General features: G+C 41.7%; 23 protein-coding genes and 9 pseudogenes. 17 read left to right on the top strand and 15 right to left on the bottom strand.

Annotated features, from left to right (window positions below):
- The 6 genes and pseudogenes from ACF1X7_RS08735 to ACF1X7_RS08760 form a co-directional block, all read left to right on the top strand.
- Positions 1 to 152, top strand: a pseudogene (locus tag ACF1X7_RS08735) (IS30 family transposase); the annotation flags it as partial.
- A pseudogene (locus ACF1X7_RS08740) lies at positions 153 to 911 on the top strand (conjugal transfer protein TrbL family protein); the annotation flags it as partial. It lies immediately after the preceding pseudogene.
- Positions 912 to 926: 15 nt separating this feature from the next.
- The gene (locus ACF1X7_RS08745) at positions 927 to 1,337 is read left to right on the top strand and encodes a hypothetical protein (RefSeq protein WP_411162677.1); all 411 of its coding nucleotides are present in this window, start codon (positions 927 to 929) and stop codon (positions 1,335 to 1,337) included.
- A gap of 6 nt (positions 1,338 to 1,343) precedes the next feature.
- A complete protein-coding gene (gene topB, locus ACF1X7_RS08750) occupies positions 1,344 to 3,479 on the top strand; it encodes a DNA topoisomerase III (protein WP_411162678.1) in 2,136 nt (711 codons plus the stop codon).
- 122 nt (positions 3,480 to 3,601) lie between these two features.
- The gene (locus ACF1X7_RS08755) at positions 3,602 to 3,817 is read left to right on the top strand and encodes a hypothetical protein (protein WP_016526809.1); all 216 of its coding nucleotides are present in this window, start codon (positions 3,602 to 3,604) and stop codon (positions 3,815 to 3,817) included.
- 3 nt (positions 3,818 to 3,820) lie between these two features.
- A complete protein-coding gene (locus ACF1X7_RS08760) occupies positions 3,821 to 4,945 on the top strand; it encodes an ArdC-like ssDNA-binding domain-containing protein (protein ID WP_411162679.1) in 1,125 nt (374 codons plus the stop codon).
- 155 nt (positions 4,946 to 5,100) lie between these two features.
- Here ACF1X7_RS08760 and ACF1X7_RS08765 read toward each other — a convergent pair whose 3' ends face one another.
- On the bottom strand, positions 5,101 to 5,190 hold the full coding sequence (locus ACF1X7_RS08765; RefSeq protein ID WP_072672334.1) for a putative holin-like toxin: 90 nt from the start codon (positions 5,188 to 5,190) through the stop codon (positions 5,101 to 5,103).
- 347 nt (positions 5,191 to 5,537) lie between these two features.
- Here ACF1X7_RS08765 and ACF1X7_RS08770 point away from each other — a divergent pair, with 347 nt between their 5' ends.
- Positions 5,538 to 6,752 carry an IS110 family transposase gene (locus ACF1X7_RS08770; RefSeq protein WP_411162680.1) on the top strand — a complete coding sequence of 405 codons (1,215 nt, stop codon included), beginning with the start codon at positions 5,538 to 5,540 and terminating at the stop codon, positions 6,750 to 6,752.
- 269 nt (positions 6,753 to 7,021) lie between these two features.
- Here ACF1X7_RS08770 and ACF1X7_RS08775 read toward each other — a convergent pair.
- The 3 genes and pseudogenes from ACF1X7_RS08775 to ACF1X7_RS08785 form a co-directional block, all read right to left on the bottom strand.
- Positions 7,022 to 7,138, bottom strand: a pseudogene (locus ACF1X7_RS08775) (restriction endonuclease subunit S); the annotation flags it as partial.
- A 24-nt stretch (positions 7,139 to 7,162) separates the two neighbouring features.
- Positions 7,163 to 8,437 (bottom strand): polysaccharide deacetylase family protein, encoded by a 1,275-nt coding sequence (locus ACF1X7_RS08780; RefSeq protein ID WP_411162681.1) that lies wholly within the window; start codon positions 8,435 to 8,437, stop codon positions 7,163 to 7,165.
- A 230-nt stretch (positions 8,438 to 8,667) separates the two neighbouring features.
- Positions 8,668 to 9,081 (bottom strand): MMPL family transporter, encoded by a 414-nt coding sequence (locus ACF1X7_RS08785; RefSeq protein ID WP_411162682.1) that lies wholly within the window; start codon positions 9,079 to 9,081, stop codon positions 8,668 to 8,670.
- A gap of 476 nt (positions 9,082 to 9,557) precedes the next feature.
- On the opposite strand from ACF1X7_RS08785, the gene ACF1X7_RS08790 reads away from it, so the two are divergent.
- The 4 genes from ACF1X7_RS08790 (at position 9,558) to ACF1X7_RS08805 (ending at position 12,916) form a co-directional block, all read left to right on the top strand.
- Positions 9,558 to 10,025, top strand: coding sequence for a Dps family protein (locus ACF1X7_RS08790; protein WP_003587210.1), 468 nt, complete (start codon positions 9,558 to 9,560; stop codon positions 10,023 to 10,025).
- 246 nt (positions 10,026 to 10,271) lie between these two features.
- Positions 10,272 to 11,015 (top strand): ABC transporter ATP-binding protein, encoded by a 744-nt coding sequence (locus tag ACF1X7_RS08795; protein WP_003581836.1) that lies wholly within the window; start codon positions 10,272 to 10,274, stop codon positions 11,013 to 11,015.
- Entirely contained in the window at positions 10,993 to 12,240 is a 1,248-nt protein-coding gene (locus ACF1X7_RS08800; protein ID WP_027822874.1) for an ABC transporter permease, read from the top strand. The genes ACF1X7_RS08795 and ACF1X7_RS08800 overlap by 23 nt, the downstream gene beginning before the upstream one ends.
- A 4-nt stretch (positions 12,241 to 12,244) precedes the next feature.
- Positions 12,245 to 12,916 carry a TetR/AcrR family transcriptional regulator gene (locus tag ACF1X7_RS08805; protein WP_025025373.1) on the top strand — a complete coding sequence of 224 codons (672 nt, stop codon included), beginning with the start codon at positions 12,245 to 12,247 and terminating at the stop codon, positions 12,914 to 12,916.
- Positions 12,917 to 13,019: 103 nt separating this feature from the next.
- Here the strand turns inward: ACF1X7_RS08805 and ACF1X7_RS08810 are convergent.
- A pseudogene (locus ACF1X7_RS08810) lies at positions 13,020 to 13,610 on the bottom strand (nicotinate phosphoribosyltransferase); the annotation flags it as partial.
- A 62-nt stretch (positions 13,611 to 13,672) separates the two neighbouring features.
- On the bottom strand, positions 13,673 to 14,356 hold the full coding sequence (locus tag ACF1X7_RS08815; RefSeq protein WP_002816065.1) for an IS6 family transposase: 684 nt from the start codon (positions 14,354 to 14,356) through the stop codon (positions 13,673 to 13,675).
- A 163-nt stretch (positions 14,357 to 14,519) separates the two neighbouring features.
- Between ACF1X7_RS08815 and ACF1X7_RS08820 the strand changes: the two genes are divergently transcribed.
- Positions 14,520 to 14,744, top strand: a complete 225-nt coding sequence (locus ACF1X7_RS08820) for a hypothetical protein (RefSeq protein ID WP_411162683.1) — start codon at positions 14,520 to 14,522, stop codon at positions 14,742 to 14,744.
- 29 nt (positions 14,745 to 14,773) lie between these two features.
- Here ACF1X7_RS08820 and ACF1X7_RS08825 read toward each other — a convergent pair whose 3' ends face one another.
- Positions 14,774 to 15,454 (bottom strand): IS6-like element IS1216 family transposase, encoded by a 681-nt coding sequence (locus tag ACF1X7_RS08825; RefSeq protein ID WP_001015311.1) that lies wholly within the window; start codon positions 15,452 to 15,454, stop codon positions 14,774 to 14,776.
- A gap of 99 nt (positions 15,455 to 15,553) precedes the next feature.
- Here ACF1X7_RS08825 and ACF1X7_RS08830 point away from each other — a divergent pair.
- Positions 15,554 to 16,474, top strand: a pseudogene (locus tag ACF1X7_RS08830) (IS30-like element ISLsa1 family transposase).
- A 127-nt stretch (positions 16,475 to 16,601) separates the two neighbouring features.
- Here the strand turns inward: ACF1X7_RS08830 and ACF1X7_RS08835 are convergent.
- From ACF1X7_RS08835 to ACF1X7_RS08850, 4 genes and pseudogenes are all read right to left on the bottom strand, one after another.
- Positions 16,602 to 17,567, bottom strand: a complete 966-nt coding sequence (locus tag ACF1X7_RS08835) for an electron transfer flavoprotein subunit alpha/FixB family protein (RefSeq protein ID WP_016265835.1) — start codon at positions 17,565 to 17,567, stop codon at positions 16,602 to 16,604.
- Between the two features lie 13 nt (positions 17,568 to 17,580).
- Positions 17,581 to 18,357 carry an electron transfer flavoprotein subunit beta/FixA family protein gene (locus tag ACF1X7_RS08840; protein ID WP_016265834.1) on the bottom strand — a complete coding sequence of 259 codons (777 nt, stop codon included), beginning with the start codon at positions 18,355 to 18,357 and terminating at the stop codon, positions 17,581 to 17,583.
- A 12-nt stretch (positions 18,358 to 18,369) separates the two neighbouring features.
- Positions 18,370 to 19,491, bottom strand: a complete 1,122-nt coding sequence (locus ACF1X7_RS08845) for an acyl-CoA dehydrogenase family protein (protein WP_016265833.1) — start codon at positions 19,489 to 19,491, stop codon at positions 18,370 to 18,372.
- A gap of 225 nt (positions 19,492 to 19,716) precedes the next feature.
- Positions 19,717 to 19,806 (bottom strand): annotated as a pseudogene (locus tag ACF1X7_RS08850) (IS30 family transposase); the annotation flags it as partial.
- A 329-nt stretch (positions 19,807 to 20,135) separates the two neighbouring features.
- Here ACF1X7_RS08850 and ACF1X7_RS08855 point away from each other — a divergent pair.
- Positions 20,136 to 20,696, top strand: coding sequence for a hypothetical protein (locus ACF1X7_RS08855; protein WP_025016531.1), 561 nt, complete (start codon positions 20,136 to 20,138; stop codon positions 20,694 to 20,696).
- 57 nt (positions 20,697 to 20,753) lie between these two features.
- Here ACF1X7_RS08855 and ACF1X7_RS08860 read toward each other — a convergent pair whose 3' ends face one another.
- Together ACF1X7_RS08860 and ACF1X7_RS08865 are read right to left on the bottom strand one after the other, a co-directional pair.
- Positions 20,754 to 21,203 (bottom strand): DUF305 domain-containing protein, encoded by a 450-nt coding sequence (locus tag ACF1X7_RS08860; RefSeq protein WP_025016530.1) that lies wholly within the window; start codon positions 21,201 to 21,203, stop codon positions 20,754 to 20,756.
- A 111-nt stretch (positions 21,204 to 21,314) separates the two neighbouring features.
- A complete protein-coding gene (locus ACF1X7_RS08865; RefSeq protein WP_035147929.1) occupies positions 21,315 to 22,490 on the bottom strand; it encodes an IS256 family transposase in 1,176 nt (391 codons plus the stop codon).
- 194 nt (positions 22,491 to 22,684) lie between these two features.
- Between ACF1X7_RS08865 and ACF1X7_RS08870 the strand changes: the two are divergent.
- Positions 22,685 to 22,840 (top strand): annotated as a pseudogene (locus ACF1X7_RS08870) (helix-turn-helix domain-containing protein); the annotation flags it as partial.
- A 115-nt stretch (positions 22,841 to 22,955) separates the two neighbouring features.
- Here the strand turns inward: ACF1X7_RS08870 and ACF1X7_RS08875 are convergent.
- The gene (locus ACF1X7_RS08875) at positions 22,956 to 23,423 is read right to left on the bottom strand and encodes a Dps family protein (protein ID WP_003587210.1); all 468 of its coding nucleotides are present in this window, start codon (positions 23,421 to 23,423) and stop codon (positions 22,956 to 22,958) included.
- Between the two features lie 227 nt (positions 23,424 to 23,650).
- Between ACF1X7_RS08875 and ACF1X7_RS08880 the strand changes: the two are divergent.
- Both ACF1X7_RS08880 and ACF1X7_RS08885 read left to right on the top strand, forming a co-directional pair.
- Positions 23,651 to 24,580 (top strand): annotated as a pseudogene (locus ACF1X7_RS08880) (IS30-like element ISLpl1 family transposase).
- Between the two features lie 42 nt (positions 24,581 to 24,622).
- Positions 24,623 to 24,883: a hypothetical protein gene (locus ACF1X7_RS08885; RefSeq protein ID WP_251926063.1), complete on the top strand. Its 261-nt coding sequence runs from the start codon at positions 24,623 to 24,625 to the stop codon at positions 24,881 to 24,883.
- A 440-nt stretch (positions 24,884 to 25,323) separates the two neighbouring features.
- Here the strand turns inward: ACF1X7_RS08885 and ACF1X7_RS08890 are convergent.
- Positions 25,324 to 25,452: pseudogene (locus ACF1X7_RS08890) on the bottom strand (IS30 family transposase); the annotation flags it as partial.

A 25,452-nucleotide genomic window follows, 5' to 3' on the forward strand; every position in this document is an offset into this window, starting at 1 on the left:
CCATCAAAGCCCCTAATAGAACGGCTAAGGCTCTAAACACCGCCTTTGGCAAGTTTATGGGGGCCTTCGGTCCCCAAGTAAAATCCATTACTGTTGATCATGGTAAAGAGTTTGCCAATTATCAGGCCTTAGAACAGGATTATCAGGTCAAATGTAAGGCAATCATTGACCAAGCCAATCAAAGCTTGCCAATTGTTAAAACGTGGTATGCCATCTTCCTGTCCTTTGCGACATCGTTAGTCGTTGTGGTCGTCCTTGGCCGCATTGTGATGACAATTCTAAAAGAGGCAGATGAAAGTACCGATGTTACTTGGGCTAATATCATCATGGACGGGATTAAATCAGCGGCCGTGATTCCGGTTTTCGTGTTTTTACAGGGCTTTATTCAAGGTTCAATTACCTTGCCCCTGCTAAAGTATATGTTTAGTTCTGATCAGAAATTCACTGCTAAATCAATTACCGGCATGAATAAAGTTCCTGGGCTAAAAGATGTTGGCATTTCGCTACCCTTACAGATTTTGTTTCTGCTAATCTTCACTGTCGTAACCGTCGTGTTCTTTATCAAGATGTGTGTGTTTGTGGCTGATATGGCTTGGTATAACCTGACAATTCCTTTAGCTGCAATGAGCATGGCGACTGAAAGCTTTGATTATAGTGGCACGTGGTGGAAGAAGTATATTTATTACAATGCCTCCATTATTAGCCAGGTGCTTTGTATGTCATTATCAGTATGGTGTTTCACTAATATGGCTAAATACGGGTTTATTGCTTTTATTGCTTCAATCGGATTCGGTTTTCTGGTGGTCAAGACACCTGACGCCGTTAAAGACTTTTGGGCTTCAACCGGTGTGACTAAGAGTGCTGGTATGGGTGCCATGAGAATGTTTCAAAATTATTTCCGTAGCCACTAGGAGGGAGAAATAGTTATGAAAAAAATCGCATACTGGTTATTGGAAAAAGCCAAAAAGGATATGCGAACCGACCCTTTTACAACACCTTCCCGGCGGACTAAGCTGTCTTACTATTTTGATACCTTAGTTAGCATGGTCTTCTATATAATGGGAATTTACCTCATGTTAATGGATTTATACCAAGAGCTTTTCACGGCGAACCATACCGATTTTTTAGGAACTGCGCTAATGGCCTTAGTTTTACTGCTGGGTGGCTTATTATTCCGTTGGTCAGCCTATGCAGATCTCAAAGCCATCAACCGGTATCAACATTATTTGAAGCAACAATCGATAGAGCAACAACAAGAATTGCGCCGTGAAACTTGGTTGAAAGCGGCTGAACAAGGTAAAACAGAAGTAGATCAAAAACTTAATCACAAGGAGTGAACGAACATGACCACTGTTATCTTAGCTGAAAAACCTAGTCAAGCCCGTTCATACGTTCAAGCCTTTCAAAAGAGCACAAAAAAACAGGGTTACTATACGGTTAGTGACCCTGTTTTGCCCAAAAATACGCTTGTCACGTATGGTCTCGGACACTTAGTTGAACTAGCCACACCGGATAAATATGATCAGAAATATCAGCAATGGGCCTTATCTAATTTACCGATTTTCCCCGACAAATACAAGTTTGAAGTGTCAGCTAGTAAAAAAGCCCAATTCAAGGTCGTTAAAGACCTGTTAACGAAAGCCGATACCATTATTGTGGCCACCGATAGTGGTCGAGAAGGGTCAAATATCGCGTGGTCGATCATGAACCAAGCGCATATTGATGTTAAGTCGAAAACGATTAAGCGCCTTTGGTTGAATAGCCTAGAAAAAGACGCGATTATTACCGGCTTTAAAAATCTTGGTGATTGGCACAAAGACTATTTGGCTTATAAAGAAGCCCAAACTCGTCAAATTAGCGATTGGCTGATCGGTATGAATGGTAGTCCCTTATATACTTTGTTGTTGAGACAAAATGGGGTGCGCGGGGTGTATTCAATTGGTCGCGTGCAGACGCCAACTTTGTATATGGTCTATCAAAGAGACCAACTCATCAAAGACTTTAAGCCGGAACCCTATTTTGAACTAAATGCGGAAATTTTAGCCAATCAGCAAAAATTCGTCGCAAAATTAGACCCCTATCAGCGGTTTAAAGATGAAACAGGGCTAATGACATTCATGCAAGCTAAACACGTTCAGAAAGGTTCACAGGGCGGTTTAATCAAGGACGTGCAAAAGCAGGCTAAAAAGAGTGCCAGTCCCCAACTATTCTCGCTATCCAGTCTGCAAAGTGCCATGAATAAACGGTATCATGCCAGTGCCAGCCAAACCTTAGCGGCCATTCAGAGTTTATACGAAGCTAAATTTCTTAGCTATCCCCGAACCGATTGTGCTTATATCACTGATGAAGAATTTGATTATTTAGTGGCTAATCTGACGAAGTATCTGGGGTTAGTCTCTAAGCGAATCGCTTTAACCAATACCACCCCAAATAAGCGCTATGTTAATGGAAAAAAGGTTGAAGAACACTACGCCATTATCATGACTAAAGTCGTTCCGACTAAAGAGAAATTAGCCAGCTTACCTAAAATACAGCAACAAGTCTATGACTTGGTTTTAAGAACGACGTTAGCGATGTTTGCTGATCCTTACGAGTATGAAGAAACCATCATTATTACCCAAGTTGGCGACGCCAATTTTAAAGCAACGGGTAAGGTCCCAACTAAGCAAGGTTGGCAAGTTTTATTTGATGATCACAAAGCCGACCAGCAAGAGGCAGCCACCCTACCGATCGTTCACCAAGGCGACCAAGTTCAAGCAAATCTGCAAACGCCGCAAAAAGAAACGACCCCACCAGTACCGTTTACCGAAGGGACATTAATCACAGCCATGAAGACGGCCGGTAAAACGCTTGATGATGAAGAAGCCCAGGCGATTCTCAAAGACGTGCAAGGAATTGGGACAAGTGCGACCCGGGCCAATGTGCTAGAAGTGTTAAAGAAACGCGGGTATCTCGTCACTGAAAAGAACAAACTCCACGTCAGTGAAGCTGGGATCACATTATGTAAAGCGGTCGAACTCGAACCCTTGCTAACTAGCCCAGAGATGACAGCGAAATGGGAGCAAGCGTTACAGCAAATTAGTACCGAAGAACGTACCCCGGATAACTTTTTGAACCAAATCAAAAAGTTCGTGGCAAAGTTGATTGCTGATGTTCCCACGCAATTAACTGGCAGTGCAGCCATTAAGCAACAAATCGATCATCATCAGCAAGCCCAAAAAGCCGCTGAGGTCTTCTTAGAAACACCGCAAGCGACCGTTTTAAATAAACAGAAGTTTTACATTGTAAAGCCTAAGCAAGGCGAAGACTTTACCCTGCCCAAGAAATGGAGCAGTAAAACCCTCGGTAAAACTGCGATCAAAGCCTTAATCACTAAGGGGGAAACCAGCAAACTAAAGGGATTCAAGAGTAAAAAGGGAAAGTCGTTTGACGCCAAGTTAAAGCTTGACGGCCATAAATTAAGTTTTGATTTTGATTAGAACCTGCCTACCGCCCTACACTACGTTCCGGTTGGTGAACCCGTCATTTAGGTTCACTTTTACAACCCTAAAAGTAAACCTAAACAACGGGTGAGATTAGCAAAACAAAGGAGATCATAAATATGGATAACGAATTAACAGTCATTGGGAGTGAATTACCGGTTTTGCAGACTAAAGGAACCTACAAGTATTTAAAAGAAATTACTGGTAACGGGGCCTATTATCAAGTAGCTTGGCAAAAATTATCTGACGGTTACGTTGCCCTTTATGGCACGACCTCGATTCAAATAAGATCATTGCCGACATTGAATGATATTTTTGAAGATGAGGAGGGGTAGACAATGCCGAGTAAAGCAGACGTTAAAGCCTGGAAAGCACAATTGGTCGCCCAGGCTGAACAACAAATCCTAAAATTAACTGATAGTGGCCAATTTAAAAAGTACCTCAATACCTTGGCTAAATTCCATCATTATAGCGCCAGAAACATTGATTTGATTTATGCGCAAAATCCGCAAGCGACCCAGGTCGCGGGATTTAAGCAATGGCAAACAGATTTTAACCGCACCGTTAATAAGGGCGCTAAGTCCATTCGAATTGCGGCACCGATTATTAAGAAATTAACACCCGCTGAGCAAAAGCGACTTGATACTACCGACGAACGGGCCATTGTTGGTTATCGTTACCTACCCATCTTCGACGTGGCACAAACTAGTGGTGACCCTGTCCTAAGCGCTAAAGACTTTGTCAAAGAAAATTTGGCTGATCATCAGAATGTGACAAGCTTATATAACGCGTTCAAAGATTATTTAAACCAGCAACCCGACCTTAAAGTCAGTGAAGTTCCTTTAGCGACGCTAAATGGGGCTAAGGGGTATTTTCAACCCAGCACTAATGAAATCGTCATTGGTGGCGATGAGCCCGATAATGCTTTGAAACTAAAGACGTTATATCACGAATATGCGCATAGTCAGTTACATGGGTTAAAATCAGCCTTTAAAGATCGCCCACGAGCCTATCAGGAAACCCAAGCCGAAGCGGTCGCATATGTTGCCATGCAAAATATTGGCGTTGATACCAGTAACTATTCACTCGGTTATGTGGCTACCTGGGCTAAAGATACAGCTGTGATCCATAGTGCTTTAAGTGAAATCCAGCAAGTTAGCAACAAAGTGATTGAGCTTAGTGACGGGTTAACCAAACAATTAGGCTTACAAGAAGCACAAAAAGAACCTGAGCATGATCTAAAAAAGCTATCAGCCCATGATCTTAATAAGTCCTACCAAGGCTTGCAACAACAAGTTCAGCAAGCAACGAATCCACAACAAAAATCAGAACTAAAAAATAAATTAAATGATGTACACCAGAAAATCAGTAATCGAACGCAAAAACAGCTGCAAGCATTTGCTAAAAAGAATCCAGAAATTAAACAACCAGATTCTGAACCCGATCAAAGTCTAAAACGTTAGCCAGTTTTTAAAGGGCATGCTATAATGGAGACAGAAAAAGGAAGCCCTGCGCTAACAAGACTTCCCATGCAAGCCGCTTCAAAGGCGGTGGCATTAGTTAACTAAACGATACTGTCGTCCCGTAACTCGCCAAAGTTATAATCGGGGCGGCTTTTTTATTTGTTCCTTTTGTCGATGTATGTTAGCAACGCTAAAATAAACATTGCAAACAGCAACATCAACGAGAGTGTCTGGAAGACGCTCATTGACTGTGAAACCTTCCTGAAGATTATTCCATGTTCCCATGGGCCTCACCTCACAAGGGAAAAGACAGCCACCGCCCTTAAAACATTCTAAGCTTTATAGTGAATCGATTATCCGACGGGATAGTTGATTCACTATTTTAGTTTTGTTCTAAACTTTAAATAGTGGTGAAACTATATGCCGTAAGAAGTTTAGACGCTTGACGTCGTCCTTAAAACAGGCAGTTTTACTTAGTAATTAGTATTCTCTTCGAAGAATGTCGACACTTGATGTCCAGTTTAGAAAATTAGAAATAATTACCTTAGTAAATACGTTCCAACCACTAACAGCTATTTAGGAGGGTTTAAAAATGAGCATTGTCTTTGGCATAGATGTAAGTAGTCGTGATTCCAGTGTTTGTGTACTTCAGAGTGGCGCCACACGAGAATATAAGATCACTAACGATACTATCGGCTTTAAAACTCTGTTGATAGATCTAAAAGAATACGCCGAACATCCACAAATCATCTTAGAAGCAACTGGAGTTTATTCACGCAGAATTACTAGATTTTTAGATGATTATATTCTTCTTAATCCTTTAAAGGCTAAGAAAGAAATTAATCAGGGCTTACGTCGCAATAAAACCGATCGCAATGATGCTTACCATTTGGCACTAGCTCAAGATCAAAATCAGCATCAACCTAATCGAAAAGAGCCTGATGTTTATCATCAATTGCAGTCTTTAAGTTGGGCTTATGAGGAATTAACTCACGATATTATTTCTTCCAAGAATCGACTTCATAAATATTTACAGTTAACTTTTCCAGAATTAGAAACCATTTTCAATAACTCTAGAGGTGTTAATTACTGGTATTTAGTTGAGCTCTTTCCGCACTGCCAAGATGTTAGAAATCTTGAAGTATCAACCATCGCTAAGCAAATTAAAGATTTTAAAGGTTATGGTATTAACCGTGCTCAAAAACTAGCTATTAAACTTAAGCATCTCGCGGATTTAGCTTATCCAGCAGTTGATCAAGACGACCCGGAGCGTGATGAAGTGGTTTATTACGCCAATAGATTATTACGGCTTACAGCTGATCGCGAGCGGAGATCAGAGGAAATGATTAAATTAGCTAAGACTTTGCCTAATCGCGATCTAGAAATCTTAATGAGCATTCCTGATATCGCTGAAATAACTGCTGTCCGAATTCTAGCCGAATTAGGCGACATTAGAAGATTCAGTAATCCAAACAAGATAAATGCTTTTGTTGGTATTGATCCAGGTAGATATCAATCAGGGGAAAAAGATTCTAGTTTAAGGATCTCTAAGCACGGCAATGCCGTTGCGCGGAAGATTCTTTATCGTGCAATTGGACAAATCGATCTAGCGGCTAAGACTAGTCCATGTCATATAGCAGATTACTATGAACGAAAAAAGCAATTTTCTCAAACGAAGGGGTTCAAGAAAATTGCCATTGCTTCAATCCATAAACTGCTTAGAACGATATATATTTTGATTATCACTGATCAAATGTATGATTACAACGTAGCCAACAATAATCAAAAAGACTTTTGTCGTAATTAATTGATCAGGTTCATTATAGCCTAAGTTAACTTCAAAGAAGTAATTTCTTTGAAGCCTTTTGTGATGCTCCTAATTTAGAAATAAAACGCCTCAATTAAAGCAATAATGCCAAATATGTCATAAATTAAAACTTTAGAGTCCTAATATACTTGACTTTACGTAGAAAACTTCCTGCGTAATCCATTATACAGGTGAATTAAGTGTTGACCAAGCACAATAAAAATTAAGTCATGGGGTTTCATAGGATCCTAAATTTGATCAAATTAAGCTCAGCAAAACATCTTTTGTAGATACCCTTTTTTAAGTTCTTGGAGTTTTTCAAGCTTACGCTGATGAAGAGTGATAGTGTTGTCTAACTGTTTGAAAAATAACCCAATTTTTTGTTGACGACTTTTGTCTCGCACTCTTCATTATTTATCACGATGATAAAAATCTTTTGTATTAAAGAAGTCATTTAGAACCGTGTTCTCACCAGTCATTGTTTCATGTAAACGAATACCATCGACATTTATCCGCGCATTACGATAATAATCATTTGTTAATTGACCCCATGATGTCTGTGACGCATCAACATTATCGAAAATACTGAAACCGCTACTCTTAAGATAAGTGTACTTTGCATTATCATTTGTATAATTTGTAAATGAGCCAATATCTGCTCCAAATGGGAAAATCAATACTGGTGTTTTACCAACAATTGGTTGTACTTCCTTTTGCCAAAGTGTAGTGTCCTTTTTGATATCATCAACACTGGCCGTAGTCATATTTATATGACCCCAGGAATGCGATGCAAACTGCCAACCTTCCTTTTTCATAGCGTTAGCAACCTTTGTCGCTTTCTTAGCTTCGCGATGTGTCTTTTTTGTATCACCATATTGACTCTTTGATGAACGATAACCTAGCACCCCATTATAACCCGTTTCAGCAATCACACCCTTTGAGCCACCGTATGAGAAATCTGGATGCTTTTTGATGAAGGTATCAATAATCGGTACCATGTCATAATCACCAATTTTCTTCTGACCATTATTGGTATATTGATTTTTAACATCACCTTGCTTATTGACGACTAATTTATCTGCAAATCCAGAATTCTTCATATACTCATAATAGTTAACATCATCCTGTGATATAATTAAAGGCTTCTTGCCTTCAGGTAATTTGACTGGTTTGAAAGTCACCTTCCCTTGTTTATCAATCGAAATGATATCTTTAAAGTTAATTAATACATAGCCATTATCATATAACTGATTCAGCATCGGCATAAATTCGTCGATGGTCACCATATAATCTTTGTATCCCTGTGCCTGCTTAGATGAGAAAGCTTTACCAGGATCAACGATTAGTGAATGATAAAAAAGATGTGAAATTTTTGTCGGATCATCCCACGTGACCAACTTTGACTGTTGCTTATTAATACTCTTTTTTAGATGATCAACTGTTGTTCCTTTGTGCCCCGATAACACTGATTTTGCTTCTTTATATTGGTACTGTTGACTTAATGATTTTGCCTGCTTTACTGCCTTAGTTGTTTGACTATCAGTTTTTGCCTGCTTTACTGTCTTAGTTGTTTGACTATCAGTTTTTGCAGGCATAACATCATCATCAATATTGCCATATAACCATAAGCCTGCCCCCAAAATCAACCCAATGACGACAAGACTAGTTATCTTGGTTTTTATCACAGCTACTCCCCCATAATTTTTATGAATATTAAACGACAAGTTAGTGCCATTCTATATCTTATTACCTCAAAAATAAAATTATTCGTATTGTTTTATAAATAGTAAAGATATCAAAAATGCGACATAATCAAACAAAAAAGGAGTGATTAAAATCACTCCCAAAAAAATATTTTTAATGCCACAATACCTATTTATTGCGCATCATCCTTAAACTTATTATAGTAATTTGCTCATGGGAATACCCAGTTAGCACGACCGAATATCTTGATTATCGCCGGAATAATAATCAGACGAACCAAGAAGGCATCAAATAGAACCCCACTGGCTAATGAAATACCAATTGACTTAATCGTTGGATCTTCAACCAAGGCAAAACTTCCAAAGACAGCAATCATAATCAAAGCGGCTGTAATAATGACTGGACCACTCTCTTGCAATCCTGTTTTAACAGCCCGATTTGTATCTCCAGTGGCAATGTATGTCTCCCTAATCCGTGAGACCATGAACACTTCGTAATCCATCGCCAGACCGAAGACAATTCCAATCATAATGACTGGCAAAAATGCAATAATTGGTGATCCTTCACTAATATGGAAAACACCATCTTGCATAATCAATGTCGTCAATCCTAATGATGCAATCAATGATAAATGCTCTTATACTAAAAAAATGGACTATTTAATAGTTATAGACCCTATATATTCATAGCCCCTTTCTGTTTGGTGTTAAAGTATTAGTCATCGATGTCATGCACTATCTTGTTTAGCTCCGTTTTGATGAAACTGGGAATATTTTCTAAATTGAAATGATTATATATTTCTTTATCCTTAAGCATCCTTTTTTGTGCCTTATTTAATTTACACTCATTGTTACCCACTACCCATTCATCCTTTGTACGTATAAAGGGGTTTTGCGCACTTTCCTTTAACGCGTTTTGAACATCTTCATAAGGTAAATAAAATTCAATTGTAGATTTATTTAATTGGTAGATTGTAACGTCTCCATCTTTTCAAAACGACTTAATTCTACGGGCTATAAATAACTTAATTTGCCAGTGTATAACGTTTCAGATTAAGCTACCACTATGCTACAATAACCATATCGAAAGGAGATCAATCTAATGAAATATACGAAAACCAAAGCAGTATTAAATCAACTCGTTGCCGATTTGAGCCAGATGTCAATGATTATCCATCAGACGCATTGGTACATGCGTGGACCCAACTTTTTGAAGTTGCACCCCTTGATGGATGAGTTCATGGAAGAAATTGACAGCCAACTCGATGTCATTTCTGAACGGCTGATTGCGCTTGATGGCAGTCCTTACTCGACCTTAAAAGAAATGGCCGAAAACACTAAGATTCAAGACTGGCCTGGTGAATGGGACAAAACAACCCCAGAACGCCTCGCACACTTAGTTGATGGCTATCGTTACTTGGAAGACCTTTACCAACACGGCATTGAAGTATCCGATGTTGAAAAAGACTTCAGTACCCAAGATATTTTCATTGGTCTCAAAACCGCAATTGAGAAAAAAATCTGGATGATTCAGGCAGAGCTTGGGTCGGCGCCGGAAATTGATGAATAAAATAATATTAAAAAATCGGTAGGCTTAAACATTGCTAACGCTTATATCAGTGCTGCTATTTAATTAAAATGCGACATCCCAACAACGGGGTGGCGCATTTTTGTTTGCAATGCGGTGACAAATAGGCCGGAAACAAAATAAGTGAGTGATAACTCATTTTAATGTTGACAAACCGAGATGTACTGATTATACTAAGGCCATTAAGTGAGTGAGTATACACTCGTTTTGAGAAAGAGGGTTATTAAAATGGCAACGGATTATGTCATCGCCAAGCAGGTCAGCAAGCACTTTGGTCATCAGCAAGTGCTCAATCAGATTGATTTGACACTGCCGGCTGGAATGATTTATGGCTTGATTGGGCCATCAGGAGCTGGGAAGACCACCTTGATCAAGAGTATTTTAGGGATGGAAGCTGTGGATAGTGGCACTGTTAAAGTCATGGATACGGTGATGCCCAATAGGGCGGTAATGGCACAAGTAGGGTATATGGCCCAAAGTGACGCTTTGTATGAGACACTAACGGCCCGTGAAAACCTGACCTTGTTTGGGCAATTGATGAGCGTTCCAAAAATAAAGTTAGCACAAATGATTGATTATGCAGCCGGATTAGTTGATTTAACGTCCCAATTAGACAAGCGGGTCAGTGGCTATTCGGGTGGGATGAAACGGCGCTTGTCGTTGGCAATTGCCCTGATTCAGGATCCCCAATTATTGATTTTAGATGAACCGACCGTTGGGATTGATCCAGAATTACGGCAACAAATTTGGACCGAACTAAATAAGCTCAAGGATACCGGTAAGTCGATGCTCGTGACAACGCATGTCATGGACGAAGCAGAACGGTGTGATTATCTCATGTTGATTCGGCACGGGATTGCGCTTGCTGAGGGGACACCCGCGGCACTGAAACAACAGTATGCAGTAGATACGATCGAACAGGTCTTTTTGAAAGCGGGGCGGATGCAAGATGCGAACGATGGCAATCGTTAGACGAGTTTTTAAGCAAATGTTACGTGATAAGCGTACCTTGGCGCTGATGTTTTTGGCACCATTGCTGATTATGACGCTGATGTATTTCTTATTTCAAAACAACACGACGCAATTAGCAAGCTTGGGTGTTCATCATGTAGACCAATCCGTGGTTAACGTGATCGATACCAAAAACGTGACGATTCATCATTATGATAGTTCACAGGCACGGAAAATGATTAAGCAGCATGATCTAGATGGCTATTTGACTCAGAAAAATGGTCAATTGACGATTACTTATTCAAATAGCAATCCAACCAACACGTCTTTAATTAAGGCGAGTTTACAATCAGGATTAGTCAAGTTGAAAATGAAGACGCTGGTGACCGTTACTAAGAAACAGCGCGCGGCCCTTGAATCGCAACAAGCCGCTTTGAAGAAGCTGACGGCAGCCCAGACACAAGCAACGGTGACCAAGCTGAAGACTGCCATTGCACAAGCCCAGGCCCGCGGTGACCAGGCAACTGCTGAGAAATTACAAAAGCAACTCAAGCAAGCCACAGCCACGACGTCTAGTTCGACTCAGTCAGCTAAAGCAACCAGTTATACGACTAAGTCTCATTATATTTATGGTAGTAGTGATTCAACGTTCTTTGAAAGCTTTTTGCCAGCCTTTCTCGGTTTCTTTGTCTTCTTCTTTGTGTTCTTGATTTCTGGCGTTTCACTTTTGAATGAACGCACTACTGGAACCCTAAGCCGGCTACTTGCAACCCCAATTCGACGGAGTGAAATTATTATGGGCTATCTAATTGGTTATGGGGGCTTTGCCATCATTCAGACTGTCCTGACCGTTGTTTTTACAATTACGGTCTTCAAGATTCACTTAGTTGGTAGTATTTGGCTGGTCTTTCTGACTAACTTATTATTAGCGTTAGTGGCTTTGACCTTGGGTATCTTTATTTCCACCTTTGCTAACTCAGAATTTCAAATGATTCAGTTTATTCCACTGATTGTTGTACCACAAATCTTTTTTGCTGGGTTGGTTCCAGTTGATGGCATGGCCAGTTGGTTGCAAGCAATTGCCCACATCATGCCGTTATACTATGGTGCTAATGCGTTGACGGCTGTTGTGACAAAGGGTGCTGGGCTTGGCGATATTGGTGTCAATTTGTTAATATTAGTAGGGTTTATGGTCGTACTAACAATGTTGAATATTGTTGGAATGAAACGTTATCGGAAGGTGTGAGGATATGGAACGACCACGGATACGGGATTATTTTCAACAGGATCTAAGTCAGAATGAAACGATTACACCTAAGCAACGGGCCATCCTCCAGGCAAGTCTCGATTTGTTTGCTGAAAAGGGTTTTGACCAGACCAGTACTAGTGATATTGCACAACGGGCCGGCGTTGCGGAGGGGACGGTCTATCGGCGGTATAAGACTAAGGCTGCCTTACGGGATGCCATCTTAGCACCAATTACCGCGCACATTGTGCCAATCTTAGCGAGTGATTTTTCAGAGGATAAATTACGGCAGCGTTATCCCAGTCTACAGGCATTCGTCACAGCAATTTTTACGGACCGAGTTGCATTTGCTAAAGCTAACGTGAAAGAGTTAAAGGTCATTTTTGAAATGGTAGCTTTTGACACCGAACGACGCGAACAGATTCTTAGCCAGATTGCGCCTAAGATGGTCAAGCAGATGGGAAGTGTCATAAATCAACTAAAAGCAGATCATTTGATTGTGGATTGGCCGAATGATTTGATACTGCAAAGTTTGTTATCGCAGCTATTCGGTTACCTAGCGCAGTTAATGCTGGAATTGCCGGGAACTGAAATTGAGCGCGAACAAGCGTATTTGATTACGGTGATGACCAAAATATTGACCCCGGGTGAACATGATCAAATTACTGGTCAGTGAGCTAACTGTTACTTGATATAAACTAAAGCCACTTCTGTACTTAGCGGTCATTTGAACGCTAAGTACAGAAGTGGCTTTGGTCGTTGCTACGCGTGTTCGTTTGTTAATCTGCTAGTATCGTCATTTTATTCAACAAACTAGTTTGTAACTGGCTGAGTGTGGTCGTCATGTAGACCGGGTAAAGATCTGGGTTGACGAGCCGCTGGGTTGTTCGTGGGAGCTCGGCAAGTTTAGCCTGGGTCGTTGCCTGAATGGTTGTAACCGGAATTGACGTGGTGTTGGACAAATCTACCGGCGCGAGTAAGGGCCGGGCTTCAAAATGGGTGAGTCGCTGTTGACGGTCGACACTGAGTGGGTCACTGGTGACGACGGTTAGGCTGGTCGCATCAACGATCGTCTCGGTAGCTAGTGCAATCAAATCAGCAAAGGCCCGCTGAGTTCCTGGTTCGTACAGACGATAGACTTGCTTATCACCAAGAATCGTTAGTTTTTCGCGACTGGCACTGACCTTGATCTTGGGGGTGCTCTGACCATTGCTCTCAGTTGCCGCAAGCTTGTAGACGCCACTTAGAACCGGTGCGGACGCGCTAGTGATGAGCTTTTCACCGATACCAAAATTATCGATCGGTGCGCCTTCGTGCAACAGCGAGGTAATGATGTGTTCATCCAATGCGTTAGAAATAGTGATTTTAGCGGCTCTGGTGCAAATAGTCTGAGAGTGTGCCTTTTACCTAGTTGTTGATAGGGTGTTGTAGGTTATGCTGGCACCATCGCTTTTAATTCGTCCACGGCTGAAAACCCGATGAGGCTTAGCTCTCGTCGGGTTTTCTTGCGTAATGCATGGATGACTTCAATGCCGCTGAGTGTTGCACTAGCGGTTCGGATGCTTTGGAAACTTGCTGACCGCACCCGGTGTCGTTTAATGAATCGATGATCTTGTTCGATTAAATTGTTTCGATACTTGGAACATTGGTGTGCTGATTTGCTCAAGTAGTCTTGTTTCATCAGGTGCTTCACCGCCTTAAGTGTTGCTCGATATTGATCGGTGACTAAGCGATCAGGACGACCATTGGTCGTCAAAAGCCGTTTCAAAAAGTGATAGGCTGCCGCATAATCACGATGCTTTCGCAGTTCGAAGTCGAGCGTCAGACCGTTGCTATCAATTGCACGATACAGATAAGTCCAATGACCTTTGACGTTAATGTAAGTCTCGTCTATCCTCCAACTTTTGGTATGGGAGGTTTGATGTTGGCGCCATAAAGCCTTAAAGATGGGACCATAATGATGAACCCAACGCATGACCGTGGTGTGATGCACACTAACCCCGCGATCACGTAGCAATTCAACGATATCACGGTAGCTGAGACTGAACCTAAAATAGTAGCCAACGGCTACTATAATGATATCCTGTTGAAAGTGGCGTCCTTTAAAGTAATTCATGCGCACAATCCCTCGTTTCTTGTCACTCAGTATACTAGAATGAAGTTGCCAGGCAAACTTTGCACCAGAGCCGTTAGGATAACTCAATAGGATAAAAAGTTAGGATAAACACTTTTTAAATTGACTTTCAAATTTCACATTGGTTTCTATAAGGAGGCAACCTATGCATTGGTTACAGAAACACAAGATTAAGCAAGCTGTTAAGAGCAACTTAACTGGTCAAGCTTTAATCGAACACTTACAACAAGTTACTAAGGATAGTGATCCTTTGGTGATTGGTGATAAAGCCGTCTTAAATGGCTTCACACCTTTTACTTATACCGTGTTTGCAGATTTAGCAACAGGGAGCACAATAATTGCTTTGGTTCTGTTGCAAAGTTTTAAATAAAGAATAAAATCCCTTACGATATCTATGATTTAAGCTGGGATTCCCAATAATACCTTGATTTCAGTACAGACCGAAAACCCGAAGAGAGTGCCTTCTTTTCGGGTTTTCTTATATAATCCTCGGATGGCTTCCATGCCTTTAATCGTGGTAGAGGCAGTGCGTAAACTTCGATAGAATTTATTGCGTCTCTTTACTGGACGATGGTCTTGTTCAATCAAATTATTCAGGTATTTAATGGTACGATGTTCTGTCCCTTGATAAAAGCCGTATTCTTTTAGTTTCTTAAAGGCACTTGTAATAGAAGGGGCTTTATCTGTGACTACAACCTTCGGTTCATCAAACTGCTTCACTAACCGCTTAAGAAAAGCATAGGCTGCTTGTGTGTCCCGTTTTTTACGTAACCAAATATCCAAGGTTAAACCATCTGCATCGATGGCTCGATACAAATAATGCCATTTTCCTTTAATTTTGATGTACGTTTCATCCATTTTCCATGAATAAAAGGATTTTTTATTTTTCTTTTTCCAAATTTGATAGAGTAGTTTGCCATATTCTTGCACCCAACGATAAATCGTCGTATGAGAAACGTTAATGCCACGATCATATAAGATTTCTTGAACTTCACGATAGCTAAGGTTATAACGAAGATAGTAGCCTACGGCTACAATAATCACATCCTGCTGAAATTGCTTTCCTTTAAAATGATTCATCGTCATTCCTCCTGCTATCTTTTTCTATTATCCTACCTTATTTGATAGTAGATTTAAAACTTTGCAACAGAACCCCAACCAATATAGGGAGTGATTACTTTGGGTACATCTACTTTATCACGTTTTCAACGTGGCGCACTAGCACAACTGGTCAATGAGGGGAATAAATCTTACCAAGTAATGGCTGACGCCTTAGGCGTCGCCAAAGCTACGATTAGCTATGAGTTGGACCGAGTTAAACCTTATGATCCAGAATTAGCTCAGCAAGATGCAGATCGCAAAAGGCGGAATTGCGGTCGTCGTTCGATGCTGACGGCAGCATTAGCGACTTTAATTACCAATCACTTACGATTAACCTGGTCACCAGAAACCATTGCGGCCGCTTATAACTTGAGCACTGCGTCAATTTATAATTGGCTTAATCGTGGCTGGCTCCCCTTCAAATTGACTGATCTACCCAATCGGAATGTCCGCCAGCACCGAGTGAGCGAAAATCGTGGGAAATTTACAAGTGGAACTTCCATCGAACAACGGCCAACAACTGTTAATCAACGGTTAGCTTTTGGTCATTGGGAAGTAGATACGGTGCTTTCTAGTCGAAGTGAGTCACGATCATGTCTGGTTACATTCGTAGAACGTAAGACCCGACTTCTATGGGCCATCAAAGCCCCTAATAGAACGGCTAAGGCTCTAAACACCGCCTTTGGCAAGTTTATGGGGGCCTTCGGTCCCCAAGTAAAATCCATTACTGTTGATCATGGTAAAGAGTTTGCCAATTATCAGGCCTTAGAACAGGATTATCAGATCAAAGTTTATTTTTGCCATCCATATTCACCATGAGAGCGAGGTTCCAATGAATATTTTAATAGACGGTTACGCTGGTTCTTCCCGAAAAAGACCAATTTTAGCCAAGTAACGACTGATGAGATCCTAGCAGCACTTGAACTAATTAATCAACGACCATTAAAAATACATCATCAACAGACTGCCATTGAAAGATTCCGGGCTTGTTCGGATTAAACTTGTAATTTGCCAACTGAATAAAAATAGTCCATTTTTTTAGTATAAGAGCACACTGACAGGGTGTAAAGTTCTTCGCACAACAAAACGCCAACGATCCCTATCTAAGAGTCGCTGGCGTTGATTTTTAAACTCTTGTGCTACTTAACAGGGTATCCATGAAATCATTGGAATCCCCAACGTACGCATAATCTGATTTGGTAAAAATAGGCGCATCCGGATCGGTATTTACCGAAACAATCGTCTTCGCATTTTCGATTCCCACTAGGTACTGGGTGGCCCCCGAGATACCGAAGTTAATCAATAAATCGGGTGCAATAGACTGGCCGCTTTGTCCAATTTGGCTTTCATGTCCAAATTCTGCGTGATCGGTTAATGGCCGAGAAACACCGACCATTCCGCCCAGACGAGCCGCTAATTTCTGCGCTTTTTCGATCAGTTGCGGGTTATCAGCCCCCCGTCCTAAGGCAATCACCACACCGGCATCACTAATGTTGGCCGAACTACTGATAATTGGTGTCGGTTTTTCCATCTTAATGTGTGCTTCTGGATGAAATTCAAAGTCCACGTTCGTTACTTGCGTAGCAACTTGCGCTGGTTCAGCCTGAAATACATTGGGCCGGACCGTTGCCATTTGTGGCCGGCGATCCGCACAAATGATTTCACACATGATGTCATCACCATAAGTTGGCTTCACTTGAACCAGTGTTTCACCATCAAAGTAGACGTCTAAACAGTCCGCCGTTAACCCTGTTTGGAGTTTTGCCTGTAACCGTGGGGCCACCGACCGCCCAACCACCGTTGCTGGAATCAGCATGCTGTTAGGTTGAACCTGTTTCACGACCTGATAGAGGCCATCCGCAATCTCGGTGTCCGTCGCTGCCGCAAACCGGTCGTCGGCTAACACAAAAATTTCATCGGGACCGTACTGCTTGACCGTCGCAACGGTTTGGTCCGCGTCGCTGGTCGGCAATAGAGCCACCACACGCTGACCGTTCGCAATTGCTCTGGCCTTGGTAATCAGTTGTAAACTGGTCGGCTCCACCATCGAACCGTCCGTTTGCACATAAACTGCAATCATTGATTGTGCCATTTTATTCACCCCGCTAATTTCGAATCCGCGCCAGCAGTTCTTTGACTGCCGTTGCACTGTCATCACTGAGTTGAACCGTTTGACGGCTCTCACGTTTTGGTGCGTACACCTTTTGTACTGTGGTTGGCGAACCGGCCTGACCAATGCGTGTTGCATCTAAGTCGAGATCGTGTTCCGTCCACACGTCGATTGGTTTTTCAAAACTGGTTTGAATGTTAACCGGTGTTTCGTAGCGTGGGGTGTTTAATTCACTGCGCACTGTTACAACGGCTGGCAATGTCACTTGGACACTTTGCGTTGCGCCATCCAATAAGCGTTGGCCGTACAAGGTGTGTTCATCGACAAACCGCAGTTCTTCAGCAAAGGTGACCTGGGGCACGTTTAAGTACTCGGCCACGATCGGTCCGACTTGGCCGGTATCCGCATCGACTGCTTGGCGTCCCAACAATACCAAATCCACGCCACCAATTTTTTTAATTGCCTGACTGATTAGATAGCCGGTTGCGAGGGTATCGGCGCCCCCAAAGGCCCGTGAGCTGAGGAGAATGGCCTGATCAGCCCCCATTGCGAGACCGTCGCGCAGCGAACTCATGAATCCGTCCGGCCCCATGCTCAGCAAAATGACTTCTCCACCAAGTTGATCTTTAATCCGGAGTGCTTCTTCGATCGCATTTTTATCAAATGGATTGATGACCCCTTCGACATTATCCCGCACCATATTGTTCGTCTTGGGATCGATTTTGACCGAATCACTTCTTGGTACCTGTTTAATGCAGACCACAATTTTCATGTTGTTCACCCCTTACTGATTAACCTGTTTTAGTGCAATTTCACCGCTCATCCGTTCTACCGTACCTTCAGCAATTTCCATGGCCCGCGCATCACGAATGAGGTGCTCGATCGGATACTCGCGACTATACCCGTAGCCAGCCAGTACTTGAAGCGCCATATCGCCGCACCGGACCGCCGAACGACTTCCGTACGATTTTGCCATCGCGGCAACTTTGGCATACGACTGTCCCGTGATCTTCAACTGTGCCGCATGCTGATACAGTAGCTCCGTGTTCTGACGGGCAATCGCGATTTCTGAAATTTTTTCTTGAATGGTTTGTAATTCATAAAGCGGGGTATCGAGTGCTTTACGCTGCTTCGAATAGTCGACCGCAATCTGTAATTCGTGTTCCATAATGCCCGTGAGGACGGCGCCCATCAAGATCCGCGCGTCGTCGTGGGCGTTATTGCCGATTTCGAGGCCTTGGCCGATCTGACCAAGTAGGTGGTAACCCGGCACCTTGATATGATCCATCACAATTTCGCCGACGGGTGTCCCGCGTAGACCAATGAAGTCTTCACGCTTTCCAAATGAAAAACCAGGCATATCCTGATCCACGACAAACACGGCCATTTGATCATCTTCCGTTTTTGCCAACACACAGTATACCTGGGCGAGGCCGCCGTTCGTGATCATAATTTTATCGCCGGTAATGATCCAATCATCGCCACTCTTCACAGCCCGCGTAGCAATCCCACGCGGGTTTGAGCCCCCAGACGATTCAGTCTGCGAGAAGGCAAAAATTCGATGGGCCGCACTCGTCAGATACTCATCCTTTAAGCGCTGATCACCATACTTTAAGAGCTGTTCCAACGTCTTAAAGTGGCCTTCCAGTGTAACTGCCATGCTGGCATTACCAATGGCCATCAGGTGAATCGCCTTGGCAACGCTGTCATAGCTAATGCCTGCTCCGCCATATTCACGTGGTAGTGTCATTGTTAACAAGCCATTATCGATCACTTTTTGGAATAAGCCTTGCGGATAATCACCCTGGGCGTCGATTTCCATATCCAGCGGTGCTAGTTCATTTTCGGTAAATTCACGGACCATTCTATGCAACATTGAAGCCGCCATTTTTTCTTGGTTTTCCATTCCGTGCCACCCCTTTTAATTTAATAATTCACAATATCTCGCCTTCTATTGTATATTCCATTATTATATTAGTCAATACGAGCATTTTAAGTATCTAGAACTATTTTATAAACTTGATGGACGTCAAGTTTATATCTCCCAAAAGCTAATACACTTTAGTCGAACTAAAATTAAGGGAGAGATCATATGCAACATAATATTCTTAAATATGGGGTAGATTGTAAAATTAATCCGAACGCCCATTTGGATATTGGACAGCCCTAGTTCACAAAAGGTTTCGATTTTAATTCGTTCGGAATAGGTTATACTAGACAAAAGATCAGCTCCTAAAAGATGGGTTTGTGGTAAATACCATTTTAAAGGAAGCTGATCTTTTTTGTCCGAACAGCGTTCGGATTAATTTTACAATCTACCCGATATCGAATAAAAGTTGTCCGCTTTTATGTAAGCGCAAGGAAACTCGTTCTTTTAAGGACGTGCTGAATTGCGCTATTTTTACGCCGTAGGTACTTTACACATAGCATAATTAAGAATATGCTATAACTGCTTGCTTGGCCTAATCAGGTACTTGTAAGCGCTGAACTGTGTTATACTAGCGGCGTAGCTATTGATCATTGTTCAGGTAATACAAGGAGGTTTTGCTGATGACCACACACTATGCAGCACAAATTGTACCATTGAATGCGGATAAGATTGGAACGGCTGCTTATGGCGAAGCGACGTTCGCAATTGCAGATGATGAATTAACGATTAAGATCACAATGCACAACACGCCGGCCAATATGCAGCATTGGGAACATTTTCATGGCTTTCCGGATGGTAAGCAGGCGTTGATCGCAACGGCTGCACAGGATGCGAATGCAGATGGTTTTGTTGATCTCATGGAGACTGAAGCCGTTTCGGGGACGACGATGGTACCTTTTGACGATGCCCCAGAACATATGGATATTCCCCATGACCGCTATCCAACTGCGGATGAGCACGGTGATTTTACTTATGAGAAGAAAGTCCCATTAAGTGAGCTACAAGCTAACTTTAAAAAAGCATTTGGTGAGTCGGAATTACACCTTGAAAAACGCGTGATCTATATTCACGGCGTGACTGCTAACGTGCACTTGCCAGAAAGTGTTGCCGGAATGGTCGGCCACTATGATGCACACGTTACGTTACCGATCGCGACTGGTCAGATCGTTGCGGTTGATTAATAAGCCTAAAAAATAAGGAAGTTGGCCCGATTGGTCAACTTCCTTATTTTTTATCAGCTATTGATCGGCAACTTTTTTCAATAATCGTTTCATCTCCGTGATCTCTTCACGTTGCGTTTTAGCGATCTTCTGTGCGAGGGCTTTGACTTCCGGATCCCTGAGTTGCGCGCGTTCACTGGTTAGAATCGCGGTCGAGTGATGGGGGATCATTTCTTGCATCCAAGCTGCATCGTGCACGGTCGCTTGGCTACGAACTAGATAAAGCGAGCCAGCAAATATCACCGCACTACCAAGTAGGATCAGGCGGTTCAAACGTTTATTCTGGTACATTGACCACATGAATAACAGCATTACAATGGCCATGGTGGCGCCCATAATTAGCGCCATATACAGTCGCGTTTGGCTTAGAAAAATATGATCTAATTGGAACACATTAAGGTACATTAACCCATACATAATAACTGTAGAGACAAGAATCATCAGTAAAAATTTCGTGTATTGTTTCATGACGTCCTCCTCGCTTTCGCTGGCTTTATTTTGACTATAACAAAAAAAATTGGGTAGCGTCAAGAATCTTGTGTAAATGAAATGCCTTCGTACATATAATATGTATCTAACTTAAATAAATGATGCTTCCAAGGTGTCCTGGAGTCCTTTGAACCCTCGGTGGATCCGCTTCAGAGACTTCTCGTTATAAACATTAAACTGAGAAACCAGGAAGCGATCCAGTGAATCTTCCGTTGGAAATTGTTCTTTGTGGTGGGTGGTGCGCTTGAGATGCTTATTAAAGTTCTCAATCAGGTTAGTGGAGTATAGTGATTGCCGGATAGCTGGTGGAAAGTCCATGAAAGTGAGTAAATTCGGCATTTTAAGCAGATCTTTGATTAATTTGGGATAGGTCTGATGCCAGTTGTTGGCGAACTCATTCAGTTTCAGTTCGGCTGCTTCACGGTTGGCGGCCCGATGAACTTGTTTAAAGTCACTGATCACGGCCTTGCGGTCTTTTACGCGAACTTTGTTCATCAGATTCCGCCCAACATGAACCAGGCAACGTTGTCGTTTGGCTTTAGGGAAATGCCGATTCAAGCCTTCATCCAAACCAACTAACCCATCGGCCACAAACAACAGCACATCTTTAACGCCTTGCTTGATCAAGGTTCCCAGCAGTTCAGTCCAGATTCCAGTCGATTCCGCTGGCGCCACTTGGTAGTTCAGCACTTCTTTCGTACCATCTGGACGAATGCCAATCGCAATATGAACGGCTTCTTTTTGAACGGTATCCCGCTTTAACGGCAAGTAAGTGGCATCTAAGAAGATGGCCGCATATTGTGAAGCCAGTCGACGTTGCTGGAAAGCTTGAACCTGTTCATTGACGGCTTTAGTCATGTTGGAAACCGTGGCTTTGGAGTAGTGAGCACCGTACATTTTCTCAATGAGTTCGGCAATTTCAGCAGTGGTAATTCCCTTGGTATACAACTGAATGACCGTTGTTTCTAAATTATCACTGTGCCGACCGTAGGCTGGCAAGGTATGATTTTCAAACCGGCCATTGCGATCTCGAGGAATGGTTAAGTTAAGTTGGCCGTACTTCGTATCAAACGAGCGCTCATAACTGCCGTTGCGGTTATTACCAGTGTTAATCCCAGCGTATGAGTAGCGTTCGTAACCCAAAAACTCTGCCAATTCGGTTTGAAGCAGCTGGTTAATCGCAATTTCGAGGTGGTGACGAAAAACTTCGTCCAAATCTTGCTTTTGGGCTAGTGCAGCGATAATTTCTGTGGTAAGTTCATTCATGGGGAATGCCTCCTGTGATGTTTTCTGTGGTTACTAAATATCATAAGGGAAGGCATTCCCTATTTCTATACAATTCAGAAATCTTTTATGCATTTGGTAGATTGTAAAATTAATCCGAACGCTGTTCGGACAAAAAAGATCAGCTTCCTTTAAAATGGTGTTTACCACAAACCCATCTTTTAGGAGCTGATCTTTTGTCTAGTATAACCTATTCCGAACGAATTAAAATCGAAACCTTTTGTGAACTAGGGCTGTCCAATATCCAAATGGGCGTTCGGCTGAACCGATCACCGTCAACAATTTCTTATGAATTATCTCGATGTCAACCTTATCAGGATAAATTAACCAAAGGCCGCTGAAAGTACTCAACTGGCAAACATCTTACCAAGTAATGCTGAATAATTTGTCAAAAATTCGGATTAAATTTGCAATCTACCATAAGCCTACCGATTTTTTAATATTATTTTATTCATCAATTTCCGGCGCCGACCCAAGCTCTGCCTGAATCATCCAGATTTTCTTCTCAATTGCGGTTTTGAGACCAATGAAAATATCTTGGGTACTGAAGTCTTTTTCAACATCGGATACTTCAATGCCGTGTTGGTAAAGGTCTTCCAAGTAACGATAGCCATCAACTAAGTGTGCGAGGCGTTCTGGGGTTGTTTTGTCCCATTCGCCAGGCCAGTCTTGAATCTTAGTGTTTTCGGCCATTTCTTTTAAGGTCGAGTAAGGACTGCCATCAAGCGCAATCAGCCGTTCAGAAATGACATCGAGTTGGCTGTCAATTTCTTCCATGAACTCATCCATCAAGGGGTGCAATTTCAAAAAGTTCGGTCCACGCATGTACCAATGCGTCTGATGGATAATCATTGACATCTGGCTCAAATCGGCAACGAGTTGATTTAATACTGCTTTGGTTTTCGTATATTTCATTAGATTGATCTCCTTTCGATATGGTTATTATAACATAGTGGTAGCTTAATCTGAAACGTTATACACTGGCAAATTAAGTTATTTATAGCCCGTAGAATTAAGTCGTTTTGAAAAGATGGAGACGTTATGGTAGATTGTAAAATTAATCCGAACGCTGTTCGGACAAAAAAGATCAGCTTCCTTTAAAATGGTGTTTACCACAAACCCATCTTTTAGGAGCTGATCTTTTGTCTAGTATAACCTATTCCGAACGAATTAAAATCGAAACCTTTTGTGAACTAGGGCTGTCCAATATCCAAATGGGTGTTCGGCTGAACCGATCACCATCAACAATTTCTTATGAATTATCTCGATGTCAACCTTATCAGGCTGAATTAGCACAAACAGATGCCGAATACAAGCGATCACGATGTGGTCGGAAAACTAAGCTGAGCGATGAGTTAAAGCAAAAAATTCTCAACCATTTACGTCTAAGCTGGTCACCAGGAATGATTGCTCACGAATTTAAACTAGCGACTAAATCTATTTATAATTGGCTAAATCAGGGGAGAATTGGTTTCTCCTTGAATGATCTACCTGAACATGGCGTACGCCAACGGCGTAACGTTGACCAACGATCCAAATATAATCAATCTTTGGGGCGATCAATTGAACAGCGTCCCATGATGATTAATCAACGTAAGCGCATCGGCGATTTTGAACTAGATACAGTCGTTGGTCCTCGTGGGCATAGTAAGGCAGTTTTATTAACTTTAATCGATCGAAAATCACGGTTCCTTTGGGCATAACGGTTAAAAGATCGGACGACAGCGACTGTTAATGAAGCACTAACTAAGTTCCTAACCACTTTTAATGGTCCGGTGCACAGCTTTACTGTGGACCGTGGCACTGAGTTTAGTGGCCTAGTATCACTTGAATCACAATATGGTATTAAGACCTATTACTGCCATGCTTATACTCCAGCTGAACGTGGTAGTAATGAACGCTTTAATCGAAATTTACGTTATTTTTATCCTAAAGGGACTCGTTTTGAGCACATTAGTGCTCAAGATTTAACGACGACGTTACTCCAAATTAACCAGCGACCGCTTAAAATACTCGACTGGCAAACACCGTATCAGGTTATGCTGACAAATTTGTCCAAAAATTCGGATTAAATTTGCAATCTACCTTCTAAACAAATATTAGGGAAACCTTTAATGAAAACTTTGTGGTACCCATTATTAAAAAAAATAACTAGTATAGTTGCTGGCAAAACACTAACCAAAAAGGGACTAGCCTCTGGAATTGCGAAAATTGTTCCAGTCGTTGGTGGGGTTACTTCGGGAAGTATAACTATGATTGGAATGGAAATGTCAGCTAAGAAACTAAATTCAGAGTTATTAAGGGGATTTGAACAGAATTATTCAGAAAGAGATTATGAAAAAGATATAAAAATTATTGAAGCAGAAATAATATAAATAGGGTCCTTATCAAGGGACTATAAATTGTATAAACATATAAATAGCCCCCAATATCTACATTATAGATATTAGGGGTTATTCTTTCAATGTTTTCGAGGGGCGATTTGATAGTTATAGACCCTATATATTCATAGCCCCTTTCTGTTTGGTGTTTAAGTATTAGTCATCGATGTCATGCACTATCTTGTTTAGCTCCATTTTGATGGAACTGGGAATATTTTCTAAATTGAAATAATTATATATTTCTTTATCCTTAAGCATCCTTTTTTGTGCCTTATTTAATTTACACTCATTGTTACCCACTACCCCTTCATCCTTTGTACGTATAAAGGGGTTTTGCGCACTTTCCTTTAACGCGTTTTGAACATCTTCATAAGGTAAATAAAATTCAATTGTAGATTAATTTTACAATCTACCATATAAGGTAGATTGCAAATTTAATCCGAATTTTTGGACAAATTTGTCAGCATAACCTGATACGGTGTTTGCCAGTCGAGTATTTTAAGCGGTCGCTGGTTAATTTGGAGTAACGTCGTCGTTAAATCTTGAGCACTAATGTGCTCAAA

Source organism: Latilactobacillus sp. VITA-14 (genome assembly GCF_046580785.1).
Taxonomy (GTDB): Bacteria; Bacillota; Bacilli; order Lactobacillales; family Lactobacillaceae; genus Latilactobacillus; species Latilactobacillus curvatus.

Coding starts and splice junctions, on each gene's coding strand:
- ACF1X7_RS08765 (WP_072672334.1), bottom strand. CDS start 5,190: ATGAGCGTCTTCCAGACACTCTCGTTGATGTTGCTGTTTGCAATGTTT.
- ACF1X7_RS08745 (WP_411162677.1), top strand. CDS start 927: ATGAAAAAAATCGCATACTGGTTATTGGAAAAAGCCAAAAAGGATATG.
- ACF1X7_RS08865 (WP_035147929.1), bottom strand. CDS start 22,490: ATGAATGAACTTACCACAGAAATTATCGCTGCACTAGCCCAAAAGCAA.
- ACF1X7_RS08770 (WP_411162680.1), top strand. CDS start 5,538: ATGAGCATTGTCTTTGGCATAGATGTAAGTAGTCGTGATTCCAGTGTT.
- ACF1X7_RS08825 (WP_001015311.1), bottom strand. CDS start 15,454: ATGAATCATTTTAAAGGAAAGCAATTTCAGCAGGATGTGATTATTGTA.
- ACF1X7_RS08790 (WP_003587210.1), top strand. CDS start 9,558: ATGAAATATACGAAAACCAAAGCAGTATTAAATCAACTCGTTGCCGAT.
- ACF1X7_RS08805 (WP_025025373.1), top strand. CDS start 12,245: ATGGAACGACCACGGATACGGGATTATTTTCAACAGGATCTAAGTCAG.
- ACF1X7_RS08875 (WP_003587210.1), bottom strand. CDS start 23,423: ATGAAATATACGAAAACCAAAGCAGTATTAAATCAACTCGTTGCCGAT.
- ACF1X7_RS08800 (WP_027822874.1), top strand. CDS start 10,993: ATGCGAACGATGGCAATCGTTAGACGAGTTTTTAAGCAAATGTTACGT.
- ACF1X7_RS08820 (WP_411162683.1), top strand. CDS start 14,520: ATGCATTGGTTACAGAAACACAAGATTAAGCAAGCTGTTAAGAGCAAC.
- ACF1X7_RS08860 (WP_025016530.1), bottom strand. CDS start 21,203: ATGAAACAATACACGAAATTTTTACTGATGATTCTTGTCTCTACAGTT.
- ACF1X7_RS08885 (WP_251926063.1), top strand. CDS start 24,623: ATGAAAACTTTGTGGTACCCATTATTAAAAAAAATAACTAGTATAGTT.
- ACF1X7_RS08845 (WP_016265833.1), bottom strand. CDS start 19,491: ATGGAAAACCAAGAAAAAATGGCGGCTTCAATGTTGCATAGAATGGTC.
- topB (WP_411162678.1), top strand. CDS start 1,344: ATGACCACTGTTATCTTAGCTGAAAAACCTAGTCAAGCCCGTTCATAC.
- ACF1X7_RS08755 (WP_016526809.1), top strand. CDS start 3,602: ATGGATAACGAATTAACAGTCATTGGGAGTGAATTACCGGTTTTGCAG.
- ACF1X7_RS08815 (WP_002816065.1), bottom strand. CDS start 14,356: ATGAATTACTTTAAAGGACGCCACTTTCAACAGGATATCATTATAGTA.
- ACF1X7_RS08760 (WP_411162679.1), top strand. CDS start 3,821: ATGCCGAGTAAAGCAGACGTTAAAGCCTGGAAAGCACAATTGGTCGCC.
- ACF1X7_RS08795 (WP_003581836.1), top strand. CDS start 10,272: ATGGCAACGGATTATGTCATCGCCAAGCAGGTCAGCAAGCACTTTGGT.
- ACF1X7_RS08840 (WP_016265834.1), bottom strand. CDS start 18,357: ATGAAAATTGTGGTCTGCATTAAACAGGTACCAAGAAGTGATTCGGTC.
- ACF1X7_RS08855 (WP_025016531.1), top strand. CDS start 20,136: ATGACCACACACTATGCAGCACAAATTGTACCATTGAATGCGGATAAG.
- ACF1X7_RS08835 (WP_016265835.1), bottom strand. CDS start 17,567: ATGGCACAATCAATGATTGCAGTTTATGTGCAAACGGACGGTTCGATG.